At 51.6% G+C, this 19613-nt stretch carries 16 protein-coding genes and 1 riboswitch; of the genes, 2 read left to right on the forward strand and 14 right to left on the reverse strand.

Going from position 1 to position 19613, the window contains the following annotated elements:
- Positions 1 to 777: 777 nt before the first annotated feature.
- From C6362_RS03785 to C6362_RS03795, 3 genes are all read right to left on the reverse strand, one after another.
- The gene (locus C6362_RS03785; protein ID WP_014015427.1) at positions 778 to 1128 is read right to left on the reverse strand and encodes a desulfoferrodoxin family protein; all 351 of its coding nucleotides are present in this window, start codon (positions 1126 to 1128) and stop codon (positions 778 to 780) included.
- Positions 1129 to 1431: 303 nt separating this feature from the next.
- Positions 1432 to 2580 carry an acyl-CoA dehydrogenase gene (locus C6362_RS03790; protein WP_014015428.1) on the reverse strand — a complete coding sequence of 383 codons (1149 nt, stop codon included), beginning with the start codon at positions 2578 to 2580 and terminating at the stop codon, positions 1432 to 1434.
- A 123-nt stretch (positions 2581 to 2703) separates the two neighbouring features.
- Positions 2704 to 3486 carry an enoyl-CoA hydratase-related protein gene (locus C6362_RS03795; RefSeq protein WP_014015429.1) on the reverse strand — a complete coding sequence of 261 codons (783 nt, stop codon included), beginning with the start codon at positions 3484 to 3486 and terminating at the stop codon, positions 2704 to 2706.
- A gap of 317 nt (positions 3487 to 3803) precedes the next feature.
- On the opposite strand from C6362_RS03795, the gene C6362_RS03800 reads away from it, so the two are divergent.
- A complete protein-coding gene (locus C6362_RS03800) occupies positions 3804 to 5264 on the forward strand; it encodes a hypothetical protein (protein ID WP_014015430.1) in 1461 nt (486 codons plus the stop codon).
- Between the two features lie 307 nt (positions 5265 to 5571).
- On the opposite strand, the gene C6362_RS03805 is transcribed toward C6362_RS03800, so the two are convergent.
- The 6 genes from C6362_RS03805 to C6362_RS03830 all read right to left on the reverse strand — a co-directional run bounded on the left by C6362_RS03805 (position 5572) and on the right by C6362_RS03830 (position 13554).
- A complete protein-coding gene (locus C6362_RS03805; protein ID WP_014015431.1) occupies positions 5572 to 7155 on the reverse strand; it encodes an acyl CoA:acetate/3-ketoacid CoA transferase in 1584 nt (527 codons plus the stop codon).
- Between the two features lie 128 nt (positions 7156 to 7283).
- A complete protein-coding gene (locus C6362_RS03810) occupies positions 7284 to 8270 on the reverse strand; it encodes a sirohydrochlorin cobaltochelatase (RefSeq protein WP_370687616.1) in 987 nt (328 codons plus the stop codon).
- A gap of 157 nt (positions 8271 to 8427) precedes the next feature.
- A riboswitch (cobalamin riboswitch) is annotated at positions 8428 to 8607 on the reverse strand.
- Positions 8608 to 8618: 11 nt separating this feature from the next.
- Positions 8619 to 9131 (reverse strand): ferritin, encoded by a 513-nt coding sequence (locus C6362_RS03815; protein ID WP_014015433.1) that lies wholly within the window; start codon positions 9129 to 9131, stop codon positions 8619 to 8621.
- 102 nt (positions 9132 to 9233) lie between these two features.
- Positions 9234 to 10148, reverse strand: a complete 915-nt coding sequence (locus tag C6362_RS03820) for a polyphosphate kinase 2 family protein (RefSeq protein WP_014015434.1) — start codon at positions 10146 to 10148, stop codon at positions 9234 to 9236.
- A gap of 27 nt (positions 10149 to 10175) precedes the next feature.
- Entirely contained in the window at positions 10176 to 11519 is a 1344-nt protein-coding gene (locus tag C6362_RS03825; protein ID WP_014015435.1) for an AsmA family protein, read from the reverse strand.
- Positions 11509 to 13554: a zinc-ribbon domain-containing protein gene (locus C6362_RS03830; protein ID WP_014015436.1), complete on the reverse strand. Its 2046-nt coding sequence runs from the start codon at positions 13552 to 13554 to the stop codon at positions 11509 to 11511. The genes C6362_RS03825 and C6362_RS03830 overlap by 11 nt, the downstream gene beginning before the upstream one ends.
- A 143-nt stretch (positions 13555 to 13697) precedes the next feature.
- Between C6362_RS03830 and C6362_RS03835 the strand changes: the two genes are divergently transcribed.
- Complete coding sequence (locus tag C6362_RS03835; protein WP_014015437.1) at positions 13698 to 14783, forward strand: hypothetical protein; 1086 nt, start codon at positions 13698 to 13700, stop codon at positions 14781 to 14783.
- A 172-nt stretch (positions 14784 to 14955) separates the two neighbouring features.
- On the opposite strand, the gene C6362_RS03840 is transcribed toward C6362_RS03835, so the two are convergent.
- From C6362_RS03840 to C6362_RS03860, 5 genes are read right to left on the reverse strand one after another with little or no spacing between them, the layout of a single operon-like run.
- Positions 14956 to 16116 (reverse strand): GNAT family N-acetyltransferase, encoded by a 1161-nt coding sequence (locus C6362_RS03840; RefSeq protein WP_014015438.1) that lies wholly within the window; start codon positions 16114 to 16116, stop codon positions 14956 to 14958.
- A gap of 12 nt (positions 16117 to 16128) precedes the next feature.
- Positions 16129 to 17013 carry a DUF2156 domain-containing protein gene (locus C6362_RS03845; RefSeq protein ID WP_014015439.1) on the reverse strand — a complete coding sequence of 295 codons (885 nt, stop codon included), beginning with the start codon at positions 17011 to 17013 and terminating at the stop codon, positions 16129 to 16131.
- A 46-nt stretch (positions 17014 to 17059) separates the two neighbouring features.
- Entirely contained in the window at positions 17060 to 17668 is a 609-nt protein-coding gene (locus C6362_RS03850) for a DNA-3-methyladenine glycosylase (protein ID WP_014015440.1), read from the reverse strand.
- A complete protein-coding gene (locus tag C6362_RS03855) occupies positions 17665 to 18414 on the reverse strand; it encodes an IclR family transcriptional regulator (protein WP_014015441.1) in 750 nt (249 codons plus the stop codon). Before C6362_RS03855 ends, C6362_RS03850 begins: the two co-directional genes overlap by 4 nt.
- Before the next feature lie 21 nt (positions 18415 to 18435).
- Positions 18436 to 19611 (reverse strand): efflux RND transporter periplasmic adaptor subunit, encoded by a 1176-nt coding sequence (locus C6362_RS03860; protein WP_014015442.1) that lies wholly within the window; start codon positions 19609 to 19611, stop codon positions 18436 to 18438.
- Between the last annotated feature and the right edge of the window lie 2 nt (positions 19612 to 19613).

Consider the following 19613-nt stretch of genomic DNA (forward strand, 5'->3'; position numbering starts at 1 on the left):
GGCCATGATCAAATATCACAGCGGGCCGCCCTAGCCGGGTCGGCCCCTACGATGGCCCTGGTCGGGGCATTTTTTTACGAGCCGAGGGTTACTCGAGGCGATGTTGTCAGTTTGAGATGCCGCGGTGTAACGGCATCCGTAGGGGCCGTCCTGTAAAGGCGGCCCGCTACGCGCTGAGGGTTTCCCGAAGCGTCGTTGTCCGTTTGAGTCTGCCGCGGCGGTACGCCGCATCTGATTCCGAGGAAAAAGCCGTGGTTCGTGGCTCGTGGCTCGTGGCTCGTAAAAGCTCACCATCATTCCGAATGGGCCATGATCAAATATCACAGCGGGCCGCCCTAGCCGGGTCGGCCCCTACGCTGGCCCCGGTCGGGGCTTTTTTACGAGCCGAGGGTTACTCGAGGCGATGTTGTCAGTTTGAGGTTCCGTTGTGCAACGGCATCCGTAGGGGCCGTCCTGTAAAGGCGGCCCGCTACGCGCTGAGGGCATCCCGAAGCGTCGTTGTCCGTTTGAGTCTGTCGCGGCGGAACGCCGCATCTGAATCCGAGGAAAAAGCCGTGGTTCGTGGCTCGTGGCTCGTAAAAGCTCACCATCATTCCGAATGGGCCATGATCAAATATCACAGCGGGCCGCCCTAGCCGGGTCGGCCCCTACGATGGCCCCGGTCGGGGCTTTTTTTACGAGCCGAGGGTTACTCGAGGCGATGAGCTCTGGCCTGCGGCCTGCGACCGGCGAAAAAAAGGGGCTTGTCGTCGCGCGACAAGCCCTTTTTTTCATCCATTAAAATTCAGCTTTCCAGATGCCGTGGAGATTGCACGATTCGTATACGACGCCGGAGTCTACGGCTGCGAATACGGCTTTCGGTTCTTCACCGGGTTTGAGGAATTTGATTTCCAGTTTATCGTCCGTTGCCAAAGCGATCCATTCAATATGATGTTCTTCCAGCATCGGATGAGTTACAGAGCCAACGGTGACTTCCAGCGTATCACCGACGCGTTTTACGACGGGGATGTGTTTTTCTTTCGCTGCATCGACGGAGCCGACAGCAATGGGTTCAGCCCCTTCTACACTGCCGCTGAGCAAGGCCAATACGTTTTTACCTTCGAGCTGATAGAATTTTACGTCTTTCATAGTAACTCCTCCTCTAATAAAAAATGCAAGTTCTATATATAAAGATATATATTATATGTCATTCATAGGTGGTCATGAAATCTTTTGTACTTTTAATTGATATTAGTTCTTTGTTATGTCTATATCTTACATGATTTGACTCTTTTTGTCAAGAAATAATTAACAAATAATTATTCTTTATTTGTTAATTTCCAGCAAAAAAAGAACCCCACATGATGGGCGGAAGTTTCATGTGAGGTCCTTTTTTATGGAGCGTTTCTTATATACTTACTATACTATTATTCGTTTTTCAGGAAAAAAGGCTTATCTGAGGATAGCGCCGGAGATAACCATCTGCTGTACCTGGTTGGTGCCTTCATAGATCTGAGTGATCTTAGCGTCGCGCATGTAGCGTTCAACCGGGTATTCGCGAGTGAAGCCATAGCCGCCGAATACCTGGACAGCATCGGTGGTGACCTGCATAGCTACGTCAGAAGCGTATTTCTTAGCGATAGCTGCGTCTACGGAGTAGGATTTAACGTCGGGCTGAGCCATTTTCCAAGCAGCCTGATAAACAGCAAGACGAGCCGTTTCGATTTTGAGTTTCATGTCAGCGAGCATGAAGCTGATAGCCTGGAATTTAGCAATCGGTTTGCCGAACTGTGTACGTTCTTTAGCGTACTGAACAGCTGCATTGTAAGCGCCTTCCGCAATGCCGAGAGCCTGTGCGCCAACGCCAACACGGCCGCCGTCGAGGGTCATCATAGCGATCTTAAAGCCTTCGCCTTCTTTGCCGAGGAGGTTTTCAGCCGGAACTTTTACGTTCTGGAATACGAGTTCACGCTGTACGGAAGCGCGGATACCCATTTTCACTTCTTCTTTGCCATAGGTGAAGCCTTCCATGCCTTTTTCAAGGATGAAAGCGCTCATGCCTTTAGCGCCTTTGGATTTGTCCGTGGAAGCGAATACGACGGTAACGTCAGCTTCGCCGCCGTTGGTGTTGAAGACTTTGGAGCCGTTCAAGGTGTAGCTGCCGTCTTCATTTTTCGTAGCAACGGTGGAGCCGTTCAAAGCGTCGGTACCAGCGTTCGGTTCCGTGAGGCCGAAAGCGCCGAGTTTCGTGCCTTCTGCCAAGGGTTTCAAATATTTGGCTTTCTGTTCAGCCGTGCCGAATTTCCAGATCGGCCAGGAGCAGAGCATGGTGTGTACTTCAAAGCTGAGAGCGATGGACGGGTCGACTTTAGCAACTTCTTCGCAGGCAACAGCCAGGCTGAGGAAGTCAGCACCTACGCCGCCGTTTTCTTCTTCCCAGGGGATGCCGAGAAGGCCGAGGGTGCCCATTTTGTCGAGAATAGCGCGGTCAAAGACTTCTTTTTCGTCACGTTCTTTGACAGTCGGTGCCAATTCTTTTTCAGCAAAGTCTTTCGCCAATTTAGCAATATCCTGCTGCATTTCGCTGAGTTTGAAATCCATAGTAAATATTCCTCCTAAAAATAATTCTTATTCCATACTAAAGGTTTATAGGAAAGGGACTGTCGCACGAAGCTTTGGCTGCCATGCGAAGCCCCTTTTTCTAACAATCAAGCACTTACGCTATTATTTGCCCTGGAAGTGTTTAGCGCGTTTGTTGACGAATGCGTCCATGCCTTCCTTCTGGTCTTCCGTGGAGAAGCAGAGAGCGAATACTTCGTCTTCGTAAGCGATACCGGTGACGACGTCGCAGTTGATACCACGGTTGATAGCGGTCTTAGCGAGCTGTACAGCGATAGGAGCGTTGCCCATGATTTCTTTAGCTACCTTTTTGCAGGTATCCATCAATTCTTCCTGGGGAACGACTTTGTTGACCAAGCCGATGCGATGAGCTTCCTGAGCGTCGATCATGTTAGCACGGAAGATCATTTCTTTACCATAGCCGCGGCCTACGACACGGGGGAGACGCTGTGTACCACCGAAGCCCGGTGTAATGCCGAGACCAACTTCAGGCTGACCGAATTTAGCGTTTTCAGCAGCATAACGGAAGTCGCAAGCGCAAGCGAGTTCGCAGCCGCCGCCGAGAGCGTAGCCGTTGACAGCAGCGATGACCGGCTGGGGCAGGTTTTCAATGCGAGTGAAGGTATCCTGGGAAATTTTACCGAATTTACGGCCTTCGACAGGGTTCTTGGTGGACATTTCGACGATGTCAGCGCCAGCTACGAAGGATTTAGCACCTTCACCAGTGATGATAACAACTTTGACCGATTCGTCAGCTTCGATTTTACCAACGCAATCATTCAGTTCCGTAACTGTTTCCGTATTCAATGCGTTGAGAGCCTTCGGGCGGCTGATCGTTAAAATACCGATACCATCTTCGTTGACGAATTTAATGTTGTTGTAAGCCATAATAAAAAACCTCCTAATATAGTTACTTAGATTTACTAACTATTTCTCAATGGATTGGCCTTGCCTTGAACCAACCTTGTGACTACAGTATACAAATGACCGGCTTGGAACAAAACAGGAAAGGCTTGACCTTTTTTGCATAGAATTAAGTCCTTGTGAATTTTTTTGTCCAAATCCGTTGTGGTTCACCAAGGCATGTGATAAAATGTACATGCTTTGGTGAATTAAATCTATACGTCACATGAGCGTATTTCATGTGTTTTACGAACTGTACGTTTTAGATAATAGCATGAACTTATTTATAAGGGGGTTCCAACGTGATTTCAGATGGATATGCATCGACGTTAAAACGGCTCATTACCTTCACTCAGGCCAAGTTCATCTCCCTGGCCGACGTCGTCGGCTATGACGTCTCGTATGTCAATAAATGGAGCAATGGCACGAAATTACCGTCTTCCCGTTATGTCGAACGGATCAACGAAGAAATGGGTCAGTACTTTGCCGAACTGATTGCCAAGCAGAAGAAAGAAGCCAAATTCTTCAAGGCCTTCCCCATTTCGGAAAATACGGAAGACTTAGGTTTTGAAATCGGCCAGTATCTCTGCGCAGCTTACCGGACGACGCTCAATCAGAGCCGCTCCCCCAAGGGGAAAGAAAACCGGCCGTCCATTCAAGTCATTACCGGCCATCACGATACGTCGGCTTTCTTGTCGGACTTACTGCAAAAGAGCATCCAAAGTCTGGAATCAGACGGGGAACTCCTGGTCCTCGGTGAATTCTGCACCTTGTATAAAACGGGATTCTGGAAGTATTTCGATGGACTGAAATTGCAGCACAAGCTGACCATCCGCGTCGGCCTGGACCTGGATAAGATCGAAGAAAACTTCGATGACTTACTCACGGTGTACCGCATCCTCGACAGCTTCCTGGACATCGATTTCGTCTTTTACGATATCCAGGATACGTCCAATGCCAACCTCATCATCCTCAAGGACTCGTTCGTCGTCCAGTACGCTTTGGACACGCAGCCCCGCTTCAAGATGTGCACCTATATCTTCGATGAATCCTTGATCGGCGACATTTATGAAAAATTCAGCTTCAACGGCGCCGAAAAGAAGCCCCTCATGTCGACGGTCAGCTCTCTGGGGATGGATGAATTAGGCTACCGCACGGCCTTCTATGCAACGACGAAATTCTTTTTCTACTTGACCATCGGCTTCGAATTTCTCCTGCCCCACGAAGTCTTCGACCACATCAGCGAAAGGGTCTCGCCCGAACAGGCCTTCTCCATCCAGCGCCTCTGCGTCACGTGGGAAGAAATCCTCAACGCCTCGGAAATCACCTTCATCATGCCGACGACGTCGCTCCTGCGCTACGTCGAATCGGGCTATATCTACCTGACCGATATCGAATACAGCTTAACCGCAGAAGAACGGAAAGATCATATAAAAAGTATCTTTGAGGGCCTGGAAAAGAATCCCCATTTAACGACGGGCGTCCTCCTGCCGACGGTCAGCGACGACATGTACACGGGCAAGGACTTATCGTTCTACTCGAACTACAAGACGGGCTTCTTGAAAAAGAACAAGCGGAATATCCACAATGACGCCGATTCCTTCTACGTCATCAGCAGCAACCGTCTCCACTCCATCCTGCTCAACGCTTTCCAGAGCATGAAGAACCAGCCGTCGTACCGCCAGTACGATTTAGAGGCACTCAAGAAAAAATACGAAACCTATAAACCCCTCATCGAACGGACCTTGTCCTTGTCGAAGTAAAAAAAAGTAGGGGCTATCGCACGAAGGTTTCTGCCATCATGCGTAGTCCCTTTTGCTTTATAGTTTGTAGTTGGGAGTTTGTAGTTTGTAGAAGAGGGTTTTAAATTTAAAAACCTTCACTAAAAACTATAAACTACAAACTTAATACTTAAAAAGAGGCTGTCTTAATGCGACAGCCTCTTTTTTTACAGTCCGCAACTCATGGCATAGTCCGCGGCTGTGTCAAAACCTCTCAGACCGCCTTCGGCGGCCAGCTCCCCTATCAGGGGAGCCTTTCTGCAAACTACAAACTCTGTGCTACAAACTATTATTTATTCATTTCTTCTTTCATCTTTTTCAGGCCCATGGGTTTATCTTCGAAGAGGAAGGCCGGCATGAGTTTGACGTCGTCGATGATCGGTTTGAAGCCCATCTGGTCGAGGACATCTTTCTGGAGGTCGACGCCCGGTGCGATTTCTGTCAGATGGACGCCATCTTCCTTCATTTCGAATACGGCACGTTCCGTAATGTACAGGACATGCTGTTTATGTTTCCGGGCATAGTTGCCGCTGAAGGTAATGTGGCCGACTTCGGGGACGAATTTCTTGACTTTCCCTTCCTGCGTGATGTGCAGTTCGCCATCTTTGATTTCTTCGCGGAGTTTCCCTGTCGTGAAGGTGCCGCAGAAGACGACGTTCTTCGTATTCTGGGTGATGTTGACGAAGCCGCCGCAGCCAGCGATACGCGTACCGAATTTGGATACGTTGATGTTGCCGTCTTTATCACATTCAGCCAGGCCCAGGCAGGTCAGGTCCAGACCGCCGCCATCGTAGAAGTCGAACTGGGTAGCCTGGTCCATATAAGCTTCGGCATTGACAGAAGCACCGAAGCGGACGCCGCCGAGGGGAACGCCGCCGATAGCCCCGGCTTCGACAGTCATGGTCAGGCTGTCGCCGATGCCTTCTTCGTTAGCAACCGACGAAACGAGTTCCGGAATACCGATACCCAGGTTGATGACGGCTTCATTGCTCATATTGAGGAGCAGGAGAGCTGCCCGGCGGGCAATGACTTTCTTGGCATTGAGCGGAGCCGGATCGAGGGCTTTGACAGGAATCGTCGTTTCCCCGGTCAGGGACGGATCGTATTCGCAATCAAAGGACTGCTGCCGTTTCGTTTCATCATCGACCTGGACGATATAGTCGACATAGATGCCCGGTACTTTGACCAGTTTCGGGTCGAGCGTGCCGCCTTTGACGATTTTTTCGACCTGGACGACGACGATACCGCCGCTGTTATGGACGGCCTGTGCCAGCGGTGTAGCATCGAAAGGCGATACTTCCTTGCTCATAACGACGTTGCCCCATTCATCGGCATAAGTCCCGCGGATGAAGCCGATATTCATATCCATGCGCGGATAGAAGAGCTGGTCATGGCCTTCGATGTTGATGACTTTGACAAAATCTTCTTTGGTGACGTCATTGAGGCGGCCGCCGCTGATGCGGGGGTCGGCAAAGGTATCGAGGCCGACGTGGGTAATCGTGCCTAAGCGATGAGCTGCGACGTCGCGGAAGTACTGGGACAACGTGCCCTGCGGCAGGTTATAAGCCTGGATTTTATTTTCATTGACTAATTTCTGTAAAGAAGTAACAGCATTCCAATGGCCGAGGATGGCTTTTTTCAGCATCCCTTCGTGGGCGAAGTGGTCGCCGCCGCGGCCGTCCGTATTCCCTTGGGAAGCGGCATAGATGAGGGTCAAATCTTTCGGCGAACCCGTGTTGAGGAAGCGTTCTTCCAGGGCACTGGTCAAGGCTTCCGGCTGGCCGGAACCGACGAACCCGTTAGTCGTAACGACGTCACCGTCTTTGACGAGCTGTGCTGCTTCTTGCGCTGTAATTATTTTCACTTGCTTCATGTCTTCCATCTCCTATTTCTTCACGTTTGTTATGTTCATTTCGTGACTTCAGTATACAGAGGAAGCAAGTGGAATGATAGACGAAAGGAATGGACTAAATTGGTAGGAAAAAATTCCAAGAAGTCAAATTACTGGGCTTCCAGGGCCTGCCAGGCTTCATCTGCCCGTTCGACGAACATCTGGCGGACCGCTTCATTTTCTCCCAAGCCATGGATATAGGTTGTCACTTTGAATCCTTCTTTTTCCAGGATGCTCTTATGGGAATCGTCATCAGCGCCGGCCATATCGTTATTGGCATGGTCGCCGGCGACCATCATCATAGGCATGAGGATGACGTTCTCGATGCCCTTGGCTTTCAGCTGAGGAATGACCGTATCCAGATGGGGCCAGCCTTCGACGGAATAGATGAAGACATTGCCCAGATCAGCGGCATCGAGGCGGTTCTGGACGACGGAGTAGTAGGCATTGGCCGGATGAGGCGTGCCATGAGCCATGACCAGGATGGCATCTTTCTTGCCGATTTTCGGGAACTGTGTCGAAAAGGCTTTGACAAATTCAGCGATATCATCGCGCTGGTCTTCCTGACCCATCCAATACATCAACGGCGTGCCGAGGGTCATTTTTTTGAAATCCTTTTTATAGAGGTCGAAAATAGCCGAGTCATAAGCGTATTCCATGCCGGGGATGACGTCGAGGGACGTAATGGCCACGCGCGTATAGCCTTCTTTTTTCAACTGGGCCATAGCCTGTTCCGGCGTCGGTACGGTCAGGCCTTCTTTGGCCTTGATGCGGTCGACGATGATATGTGACGTAAAGGCGACGACGACTTTCTGGTCCGGATGGGCCGCCTTGATGGCATCGACAGTCCGGTCGATGGTCTTCTGGCGGCTGTCTTTATAAGTCGTACCGAAACTCAACACCAGGATGGCATCTTTATTGGCTTCGTTCTGCATGGCCGGGTTATTATAGGTACGGACGCCGATTTCTGCGGCCTGCTTCAAAGCCGGCGTGGCGTCTTTGACTTCGGGGTTCAGCGTATAGCCGGCAGCAAACGAAGGGGCCGAAAAAGCACCGAACGAAGTCAGGGCTAAGGACAAGAGTAACGCTGTTTTCATTTTTTTGTGGAACATAACCATCTCTCCTTTTATAAAAAACATAAAAAAAAAGGGACTGCCACACGAGGGTAAAACCCTTATGCGACAGTCCTTTGCATACTTAGTCGATCACAGTCACTAACTATGAAAATCGCCATCCCCATCGCTCGCAGGTCAACCGGTGATTCTGGATCAGGCAGTTCTTCTGGCTCGGATTCATCGTCCTGGCTGCGCCTTCCCATACGCTAACGTACAGTGACATCTTTGCAGCCTGGCTCCTCCTTACAGCGGCGGGACCGCGCCGGTTTTGCACCGGACTTCTCTATTGAGCTTACGCACCTGATTGCGCTTATGGAATTATCGTAAAACTTACAGGACTAATGTCGGAGCAACATAGGTACGGGCCAGCAATTCCTGGTTCAGAGAATACAGGCCTTTGGCATCGCTGCCGAACATCTTGTATTTCTTGATCAAATCGTCGGCATTCTTTTCTTCTTCACCCTGTTCCTTGACGAACCAGTCGAAGCATTGCATGGTCCGGTAGTCGTGGACTTTATCGGCGGCCTGATAGATCTTGTTGATCAGGGATGTGACATACTGTTCATGGGCCAGGCCGGCTTTCAGGACAGCTTTGATGCTATCAAAGTCGTTCTGCGGTTCGGCAATGGCCGAGAAGGTAACGCGTTCACCGTTGTTGTGCAGATAGGTCCGCATGAGCATGGCGTGGTCCCGTTCTTCCTGAGCCTGGACATCATACCAGTTGGCAAAGCCGTCGAGGCCATTATCATAGAAATAGTTGGCAAAAGCTAAATACAAATATTCCGAATAAAATTCCTGATTGATCTGTTTGTTAATTAATTCTTTTACTTTTGCATCGAGCATGGCAGTACCTCCTTGAGATATATCTCAAAACCTGTACAGAACTTCATCGGTTTCCTTGAACCTTTTTAATTATAGCATATTCAGCCCTATCGGGAACACTTCTTATTTGACTTTCTGCTCATCAATGACATTCTTGATAGTTTTCAAATCCTTGATATCGACTTCTTTCAGGAGCTGACGGAACTGGGTCAGCTGCTTTTCCACTTCCGGCGATAATTTCGGGAACTTCGGATCAATGGCCTTGAGCGCTTTGAGGACGATCTGGGCAACGACATAGCGCGTGTACCACTTGTCGTCAGCCGGGACGATATACCAGGGCGCATACTTCGTTGACGTCGCTGTCAGGACTTCGCCATAGACTTTCTGATATCGGTTCCAGTATTTCCGTTCTTCAATATCGGACATGTCGAACTTCCAGTTCTTCTGCTTGGTCACGATGCGGTCGATCAGGCGTTTCTTCTGTTCGTTTTTCGACAAATGAAGGAATATCTTGACCATAGGAAAGCCATTTTCCGACAAGTACCGTTCCCAGTCGCGTATCTGGCGATAGCGGCTCTCCCAGATATCCTTGCGGACCAGTTCTTCCGGCATGCCGTCGCTCTTGATGAGGTTGTGGATGCGGGCGACGACGACTTCTTCGTAATGGGAGCGGTTGAAGATGCCGATTTCTCCCCGGCCGGGCAGGGCCTTGTTGATGCGCCACATGTAGTCGTGGTCCAATTCTTCCGAACTCGGCTTCTTGAAGCTCTGCACCTTGACGCCAGCCGGATTGAGGCGAGCAAAGACGTGCTTGACCGTCCCGTCTTTCCCGGCAGCGTCCATGGCCTGCAGGACGATGACCAAGCCGTAATGGTTATCGGCAAAGAGTTTTTCCTGTAAATCCTGCATTTCCGTAATCGTCTGGTCCAGCAGTTCTTCTTTGACTTTTTTCTTGTCGATATCCACATCGCAGGCCGTCGGCCATTGGGCCAAATCGACTTTTTCGCCTGATTTCGCTAAATAGCGTGAAATATCCATGATGAAAACTCCTTTCTCTATCTATGTTCACCGGATGGTCTGCGGGCCGCCCTTTCCCCAGCGGCTCCGCTTGCCGTTTTTATAGTCGATGTTGATGGCCCCTATCTTGACTTTGCCGTTGACGATGGAAAAGGCATCCGTCGATACGTCGCCAAAGAACATGGAAATGACGACGTCCCGGAAGTTCAAGGTCTTGCCATCTTGAGCAAAGGAACCGGAAATGCCCCGGAACGGTACGTTGTGATAGCGGCCCGGACCGGAACGGAAATCACCATAAATGGCTTTCGTGCCGGCCGATTTATTTTCTTCCATATGCAGGTTCAAGTCGACATCACAGCGCAGGAAGAGGTCGTGGGCCGCAATGCCGCCTTTGAGCCGGGAACCGGTCATATCGGCCGTATACGACCTATCATCCAGGTTCACCTGTCCCTGGCCCTTCATGGATCCGCCAAAGACGCCGGCCGTAACTTCCGTCACATCGAGCAGGCCCTGTTCATAGTGGACCTGCCCTACGACATCGGTAAAGACTAGGGCCGTAATGTCCAGGCGGTCCATCTTCAAAGTCCCGTCGATGACCGGCGCATACAAGGGGCCGCGGATATCCGCCGACACCGTCGCCGCGTCGTCGATGTCGAGGCCAGCTCCGAGAGAACGGGGATTGCAGTCGTTCAACAACAGGGACAGGTTATACTGTGGCGTATCCGGTTTGAAATCCAGGCTCCCGCGGATGCGCAGGGACTTGGCTTCGAGAGTACCGGAAAAGTGGCCGGCCCGCAGATCAAGGGTCGTCTTGCCCTTGGTATGGATATGGGAAGAGAACTCGACATCGCCGATGGTAAAATGACGACCTGGCGCTTCGGCTTCGATGACGCTCTGGTGCAGGGCGACATGGCAGTTAAAAGGGTGATTGCCTTTAGGGCCGGTGACCTTGATGAAACCCCGCGGATCTCCGCTCTGGTGGCCGCTTATTTTCTTGACATGCTGTAACTCCATTTTATCATTAAAGATCAAATGGATATAGGCATTATCCAAGGTCACGTCTTCCACGGTCTGTGTACCGATATGGCCGGTCAGGACATCGCTCAACTTGACCGTGAACTGGCCTTTTGGGATCTGGACCAGCGTATCGCCGTCCTCGTCGTTCCACACCAGGTTCTCAAAGGAGACCGTCCCGCCTGGCGTCGCCGTCAGCCGTTCTACAGTTACCGTGCCGGGAAAGAGCTGGCGCTCGGCGACGACTTGGTTGAAAATGTCCGCTGCCTTATAACTCATGTAAAAGCAGAGGCCATAAAGGGCGGCAGCGATGCAGAGGACCAGGACGGCTATTTTCTTGAATTTCCCTTTATGACGACTATACCAGTTATTCCACATGTTCTCCCGACTTCTTGGCACTCATATCACTGATTTTCCAGGTACCTCCATCTTTGACCATCGTGACCTGGCCATTGAAATACTGCACTTTGACTTTGGCACTGCCTGGGATACGGTCCCGCGCTTTCAAAGCAAAGGAAAAGGTCGTCTTGTTACCGCCGGAAGCGATCTGGCGGATATTGGAAACGTCACTGGACAAAGTATTGGCATAGCCCGGTGCGTAGCCATCATAACCGCCGACGGAAGTCTGGAAATCAGGTGTCAGCAATTGGAAGGCCTCTTGCAGGTGATGCCCGGAAATATCCTTATGATAAGCCAGGAAAGCCTGTTTGGCGCCATCCGTCTGTTCATCGGCCAGGCGGACGCTGATGTATTCGACAGCCTGGCTGTTCTTGCTGACGGCAAAGCGCAGGATTCCTGTTTTCCCGTCATCGGTCTTAAAAGTATATTCGTAATGGATCTGGGCTCCGTATTCCGAGGCCTGATAGTCATCGCCATAGGCATTGACGACATCATCGAAAGAGCTTCCCTGATGGATTCCCCGCTTGCTCTGGGCTGCCGGCGACGACGACGTCAACATGATGACTTTGTTGTCTTTGACGACGACGTCCATATCGGTGAACTTATGGTGAACGGCCCCGTCCTTACTGTCGGAGGTACTGAGTTCCCGTCCCAGCCCGTCGTTGGCTTCATCCCAGCTTTGTCCCAGGTAAACACCGTTTAAAGAGAGTTCAGAATCGGCCGTTTTGACAACTTGCTGCGAATGGGTCCCGGTACCGGCAGGAAGGCTTTTAGGCTGACTATGGGCATACCAGATACCGCCCGCTACGGCCAGGACCAGGACGACACCTAAGGCGATGAGGACTTTGCCATGTTCCCGTAATTGTTCCTTCAAAGGCCGTTGAGGAGGCATATTCTGCTGAATGTCATGGCGGGGAACCTCAGATAACGGCGCTGCTGCCGGTTCCGTTTCCTTGCTAAAAGGGTCCGGCAAAGGGCCTGCTGAGGCATCGGGAGTCTGCAGTCTGGTTCCGCAAGAAGGGCAGAACTTGGCCGTCGGGTCGACGACGTGATGGCATTGCGGGCACGTATAGACGGGTTTGCCGCAGTGACTGCAAAAAATGGCATCGCCTTCGACAGGATGGCCGCAGTACGGGCAGGTCTTTTTATTTACTTCATTTACTTTCCGCGTTGACATTCCATTTTTTCTATCTTCAAGATTGGCTTGGTTGTCACCTGTATCGTCAAAGTCAAACGATGTAAACATGTTTTCACCACTAATCGTTCCGATAGAAGCCAGCGACGAAATCCCGAAGATAAAGAAGACGGCCGTCCAAGGAACGGTATTCATGAGACGGAAGGCTTGGTAAAAGGAAGTTCCCAGCCGTTCTTCCCGGCGATAGATATAATGCTGGCAGAAAACAGGAATCATCCAGACCAGGACCAGGAGGACGGCATAGCCGATGAAAGTCCCATAACCACCACGGGTCATGCCAAACATGAGCTGGGTCATACTATAGACGATGTGGCCGACGACAGCCGCCGTACAAAGGGCACTGATGAGCCAGCTGAGGACGACGTAGTAAATATAGCGGCGGTATTTGCTGATATAATGCCAACGTCTGCGATTCACATAAATAGTAGCGATGATACCCAGAATACAGAGAATGGCAGCGACAGTCCCACTGAAAAGGTCGGCAATCAAAATCAATAAAAGGTCTACAACGAAATAGCCAAGGGCCATTTTGAGCAGGTAGACTAAAGCCCGCGTCTTATAGAGCAGATAAATCATGATGACAAAAAGGGCCAGCGAAGCCAGTGTATTGAGACCGCTGAAAAAAGTCAGGACATCGATCGTCCGCCGTATCCCAACAGGGCCGCCGAAGAGGCCGATCATTTCCAGTCCCCGAAGAGCCAATTCAAACAACACACCCAGTACCGTCGTTACCACGCCAAGATACATCATGGCGATGATAGCGGTATACTTCTTGTGTTCTGTCGGGAACCACTTGCCAAAATAACCTAAAGAATCCATAGAAACACCTCCATGCCAATAAGGGGAATTATAATTTCATGTTACACCTATTTGACGAAAAGGAAAAGGGGCTGTAATGTTCTTGATTTTTTACAGCTTTTTCTCTACTATAAAAAGTAACGACTACGTATGCGAGGTATTTTATGGACAGACAGCAAATGACGCGCCGGGAGTGGGTATCGGCACAACTCACGACTTGGCAGAATGTTTTGAGTGCCATCTGGATTTTCGCTATCCTCATGTATACTTTTATCCACGGTTTTAATCCCTGGGTCATCATCGGCGGCTTCGTCGGCTTTTTTATCGTTACGGCCTGGCAGATGATTTACATGATGCTCGCCTTTTCCCTGATTGCCGGCGGCCTCTGTGCCATATTTCCCTTTTTGGCGCCTGTCGCCTTCATCATCATGATCGTCCTCTTCATCGCCCGCATCGGTTTCATCTTGAAGAACTGGCGGGCTGTCATTGCCGGTCTTATGGTCTACGGCCTGGCCTTTGTCCTCTACTTCCGCATGGATTGGCTCAATACCTTATACCGGCCGATTTACCGAGGCTTGGCAACGATAGTAAACACGTTTCCTCACGTTTTCTTTACAGTCGTTCACGCGTCTCTCCTGGTTCGAGTCTTGGCCTTGACAGCCTTAGCCGCCCTTATCGCCTTCGTCTTCCAGCTCTTGTTGTATTGGCTCTATCGGAATGGTTACTCCTCGTCAGGTGCTTTGAACATCATGGGCAGTATCCCCCTGGTCATCATCGCCCTGGTCCTGCCCTTCCTGAAAGCCGCTGCCGGCGGCGTCGTCGACGGCATGGCCGACGGCTTCGCCCACGATAGCGCCTTTGCCCATGACGGCGTCGTCAGCCACGAAGGCTTAGTCAAAGCGCCGTCCGGTTACCACCATGTAAACGGCTATACCCGCATCGCCCCAGACGGCCATACGGAATATGTCCACGACTACATCCGCTCCAACCCGGACGGCATTTTAGAAAACAACCTGTCCTATCACGGAAATCATCCCGTCGTAGAAGGAACGTACCAAGCTCTTCCTGGAGAAGCGGCTCACGTCCCGGCCAGCACAGGCCACTCCCTGTACGTCATGCTGGCCGGCGGCATGAAGAGCGGCTGGCGGGTCGTCGCCAACATCGGCCGCCATACCCTGATCACACTCTTCCTGGTGTATACCGCCGTGTTCCTCGTAACCAGTGTGGTCGTTTACACTGTTTATCGGTAAAAAAATAGGCTGTCGCTTATGCGACAGCCTATTTTTAAGTGGTTAGTGGTTAGTGGTTAGTGGCTAGTGAATGGTTTCGTAGGGGCCGTCCCAAAGGGCGGCCCGCCATGGATTTGTATAATCCCCTACGGATTACGAGCCACGAATCACTAACAACGAACCACAAAAGACACTAATACCACTCGTTGATCCAGTTTTTTTCGGTCGGGAAGAGGGCCTGCAGGGTTTGCAGGGCCTGTTCATTTCCCTGTAGTTTTTCATTGAAAACCAGGTCGTTTACATCCATGGCGCCAAAGGCTAATAAAGCCAGGGTACCGATGGGCAGGGTAACGTCGGCCTGCTCATTCTTTTCTTGGGTAACTACGGGTTTACCATTGTTTACTGTCAAGGTAAAGGTCCCGCAGTTCCAATCCGCCAAGGGGTCTTCCGTATGGAAGGTAACCGTACCGTCGGTCTGGTAGGGAAGCTGTTCCAAGGCCCCTTTGACATCGACGATGCGGCCCGTCATGAAGGGCATCGTTTCATGGCCCTGTTTCCCGTCGGGATAAAAGCGATAGGACTGGTCATGGATGCCTTCGTTCCATTGGAAGGCCTCGCCTTGAGAACGGTGGTTGTACATATAGCCTAAGAGGCCCCGTTTTCCCTTGCGGCAGGTGTAAACAAATTCACCGCTGATGATGGTCGGTTCTCCCAGCTGATAGAAGGCATAGCCAATCGGTTCATCCCCATCGAAGCAGACAGCGATATTGCCTTCGGCCAGCTGGGCCTCGATATGGCTCCGCCAGCTCTGTTCATCGCGCAGGGCATAGCCGGACAGGCCCTTCGTATAGCCTTCATAAACGGCGGCCAGATAAGGCCACTGATCCGGGCTGTTGACAAAGGCATAGCGCACGGTCCGGTCCGTCAGAGGCCGCAAGGCTTCCAGGGGCATCGTTTCCTTCCACTGATGACAATAGAGTTCATAGCCATAAGGCTGATAGAAACCGGCCTTGCTGGGCATGAGGATGTGAATGTAATGGCCGCGGCGCTTCATTTCCTTTAGGGCTGCCGTCAACAGTTTCCCGCCGACACCGCTGCGCCGGGCTGCAGGATGCGTTGCCAGACCGACGATATACGACGTGTCGATGGCTTTGCCGCGCAGGCACAGCGTATACGGATTGAGATGGGTCAGGCAGGCCATATCATCGCCTTCAAAGCCCATGAGGACGTTTTCAGGCCGATAAAAATGATTGAAATACCACTGGAAAAACGGATCTTCCCGGTGTTCGAAACAATAGTCCCAAAGGCTTTCGACGAGGCCCCGGTCCGATTCAGTCGCTAAACGGAAGTGCATAGAAAGGCCCCCTTATTTCTGGCGCAGTGTGACGTCGTATTTTTCGACGAAGTGATCCGGATTATACGATTCTTTGGAATGGCGCAGGCCGGGAATCCCCATGTCTTCTTCGCGGTTGATGTACGTCGTGTGCGGCCAGGCATGGACGACAAATTCATGGTTGATGACCTGGTACAGGCCGCGGATGGTCGGATCGCTCTTTTCAAAATGGATGATAGCCGTATCATCGTTGAGCATTTCACCGATGGAGAAGGCGACGATCTTATTATACATGCGGATGGCGCCGCCTGTCGGCTGGAGGACTTCCCAGTTGTTAAAGACCGTTTCGATGGCATGGCGTTCGCCTAAGAGTTCATCGTCTTCATCGCCGGCTTCATGCTGGTCATACCAGGACTGTTCAGCGGCCAGACATTCATCGAAGATATCTTCCGTAATGGGGACGTATTCCCAGTTGCCGAAATACTGATTACGGAAATGGTTGAGGTTATTCTTTTTCTGGCGGTATTTCTTGCCCGACAGATTAATCAGGTTCTGCGTCAGGTAGACATATTCATAATTGTCCCGGTCCGGCGTGAAGTCGTAACAGTCTTCGCAGAGCGCTTTGATCCGTTCGACAGCAGCCGGCGTGACGCCTTTCATCAAGAAAGGATAGCCGTGTTCTTCGAACCATTCATGCATGCGCAGGACGCCTTTAGCGAAACTGCCGTCTTTGCGGGCGAAAGGCGGGATCCAGAACTGTTTCTTGCCGCGGCCCGAGCGGATGTAGAGGACATTGTCTTCTTCAGCCCACTGGATTTCATAGGGCTTCTGCCAGGCAAATAGCGTCATAAAGGTAGCATCAGCCTGTTCATATCTTTTCTGATGAAAATAGTCATCTATAATGGGTTTATCTTCCAAACGGATTTCTCTAAATTCAATAATAGTAATCTCCCCCTAACTAGGATTACAATTTAGACACATAAGGATTGTCTTTTATATAGAACCGCCAGGGAAAATGCTTTCCCCGTTCGGCATAGTCAATATTGATGCGCGTCGTCTGAACGATAGAAAAAGGTTCCTGACGCAGCGGATGGGCCAGATAGAGTTCATCACCGGTCAAATCCAGACCGTTCTGGTCCCGCGTAATAGCCAGGGCCTGGCAAAGTTTTCCCGGCCCGTTAGTCAGATTCTTGCTGACTTTCTTCGCCTTCCGGCGCTGTACCATGAGCGGAGTCCCTTCAGCTGGTTCAACAGCCCGTATGAGCACGGCCTGGCCCTGTCCTTCCGGACCGGCGACGACATTGAAGCAGCAGTACATGCCGTAAATCAGGTAGACATAACTGATGCCGCCGGCGTGGAACATCGGTGCCGTCCGCTTGGTAAGGCCATGAAAGCTATGGGCTCCGTCGTCGGCAAAGCCGTCGTAACAGCCGCCATAAGCTTCGGTCTCGACGATGAGGCCACTGCAGAGGCCCTGTGGCGTTTCATGGATGAGGTACTGCCCCAGCAGGCGCGGGGCCAGTACGCTGGTGTCGACGCAAAATTCGTCAGCCCTCCATTTCCGGCCGGTCATGCTTTCTTCCGGTAGCCCAGGGAATGGGAAATCTCATAGGCATACTGGCTCATGGTGAACAGCATTTTCTGACGGATCGAGTCATAGAAACGCATAGACGGCCCGGCGATAGTCAAAGAGGCGATGACCTGGCCCTCAAAATTGAAGATAGGTACCGACAGGGCAAATAAGCCGTGTTCGCTTTCATCCTGAGTCATGGCATAGCCATTATGGCGGATGGCCGCGAACTCTTCTTCAGAAATATTGCCGTATTTTTCAATGTACCGCTTGCGTTCGTCATCGCTCGTCCAGGCCAGCAGGACCCGGCCGGCAGCCCCCTTATAGAGCGGCAGGGACTCCCCGATGGGGATGACCCGGCGCAGGGAATGGGTGCTTTCGACGTGGTCCAGGCAGATGCGGCAGTCGCCTTCGGCAATGTAAATGCTGACCGTTTCATTAAACAACTGCTGTAAACGCCGTAAATAAGGTTTGGCCAAAGTGATGACATTCTCTGTCCAATGAGACGAATAGCCCAGCGCCAGGGCTCGGGGACCGAGGCGGTACTGCTTGGACATATCGTTGCGGGTCAAATACTGGCGCCGCTCCAAGGTGTTTACAATGCGGAAGGCCGTCGACGTATTCAAGTGGGTGTGTTCGGCAATGTCCTTCAGGGTCATGCCGGTATTACATTCCACGAAGAGGTCGAGGACGTCGAGGCTCTTTTCCAAGGACTTCAATAAACTGCTGTGATGCTCTTCTTTTGCCACTGGCTCTCACCTTCCTTGGAATTACGATTTAACTTTCATGCCGATTTCCAGCGAATCCGGCGGATCGGCAACGACGACATCGCCTTCGTCGAGGCCGTCGAGGATGACGACGCGGCCATCTTCTTCATCGCCAGTCAGGACGGAACGGGCATCGGCCAGACCGCTGTCATTGACGATGTAAACGAAGTCACCGCTGTCTTTGGTCCGGACCGCCGTCTTGGGAACGGTAATCTGGGACACTTCTTTCGGCGTGGCGATGCGGACGTGATAAAATTCACCGGGAACGAACAGGTTCTTGGCGTTGTTGAAAGTGACCTTGGCCATATAAGAACCGGTCGAAGGATCCTTGGTCGTTGCCAGATAGGTCAGTTCCCCCGTTTCCGTTTCACCCGAAGCGGCAATGATAGATACTTGCAGGCTGCCGTCTTTTTTGGCATCCTGTAAAGCGTCAATGTACATTTCAGGAATGGCAAAGGTCGCCACTAACGGCGACATCTGCTGAATCGTAGCCAGGACATTGCCGGCGACGGCGACAGACGGATTATCCGATACGGCCGTGACACGGCCGTCAATGGGCGAATAAATCGTCGTATTGCCTAACATATCGCGGGCAGCCTGGACGGCCTGCTGCAGCTGGGCGATTTTTTCATGGTCCACAGCCGGCGCTTCCTGGACCTGGACGGTCTGAGTCGTCTCGCCCTGAGAAGAACCTGAAGAGCCGCCAGCATCAGCCATCATCTGATTGTATTCGACTTTCGATAAGGCCCCCATATTATACCAGGCCTTCAATTCCGCCCGGTGGCCGCTGTTATCGCCGCCACCACCGCCGCCGCTGCTGGCAGCCGGTACGGTAACGGTCTTATACGTCGGCGTCGCAGCCGATGAAGCAGCGACAAGCTGCGATTCAGCCTGGCTGACGCTCTGCTGATACGGTGCCGAATCGACTTGGACGACGACGTCGCCAGCCTTGACTTCCTGGCCGACGGCCAACGGTGTCGATACGAGTTTCCCCGACAGTTTCGGCACGATATTGGTCATATGTAAAGCCGTAATATTGGCATCCAGCGTCAGAGCCACAGGATGATCCGACTTGGAAACCGTTTCAGTTTTCGTAGACACGCTGTTGCCGCAGCCCGAAAGGACTGATACAGCCAAGGCAGCCGTACAGGCAAGGACGGCCCATTTTTTCAATTTCACGA

Source organism: Megasphaera elsdenii DSM 20460 (assembly GCF_003010495.1).
GTDB lineage: Bacteria > Bacillota > Negativicutes > Veillonellales > Megasphaeraceae > Megasphaera > Megasphaera elsdenii.

Bases quoted from the DNA above. Each gene is read 5' to 3' on its own strand.
- C6362_RS03805 (WP_014015431.1), bottom strand. From the start codon at position 7,155: ATGAAGCAAGTGAAAATAATTACAGCGCAAGAAGCAGCACAGCTCGTC.
- C6362_RS03820 (WP_014015434.1), bottom strand. From the start codon at position 10,148: ATGGATATTTCACGCTATTTAGCGAAATCAGGCGAAAAAGTCGATTTG.
- C6362_RS03795 (WP_014015429.1), bottom strand. From the start codon at position 3,486: ATGGCTTACAACAACATTAAATTCGTCAACGAAGATGGTATCGGTATT.
- C6362_RS03790 (WP_014015428.1), bottom strand. From the start codon at position 2,580: ATGGATTTCAAACTCAGCGAAATGCAGCAGGATATTGCTAAATTGGCG.
- C6362_RS03815 (WP_014015433.1), bottom strand. From the start codon at position 9,131: ATGCTCGATGCAAAAGTAAAAGAATTAATTAACAAACAGATCAATCAG.
- C6362_RS03840 (WP_014015438.1), bottom strand. From the start codon at position 16,116: ATGCACTTCCGTTTAGCGACTGAATCGGACCGGGGCCTCGTCGAAAGC.
- C6362_RS03850 (WP_014015440.1), bottom strand. From the start codon at position 17,668: ATGACCGGCCGGAAATGGAGGGCTGACGAATTTTGCGTCGACACCAGC.
- C6362_RS03825 (WP_014015435.1), bottom strand. From the start codon at position 11,519: ATGTGGAATAACTGGTATAGTCGTCATAAAGGGAAATTCAAGAAAATA.
- C6362_RS03810 (WP_370687616.1), bottom strand. From the start codon at position 8,270: ATGAAAACAGCGTTACTCTTGTCCTTAGCCCTGACTTCGTTCGGTGCT.
- C6362_RS03835 (WP_014015437.1), top strand. From the start codon at position 13,698: ATGGACAGACAGCAAATGACGCGCCGGGAGTGGGTATCGGCACAACTC.
- C6362_RS03830 (WP_014015436.1), bottom strand. From the start codon at position 13,554: ATGGATTCTTTAGGTTATTTTGGCAAGTGGTTCCCGACAGAACACAAG.
- C6362_RS03785 (WP_014015427.1), bottom strand. From the start codon at position 1,128: ATGAAAGACGTAAAATTCTATCAGCTCGAAGGTAAAAACGTATTGGCC.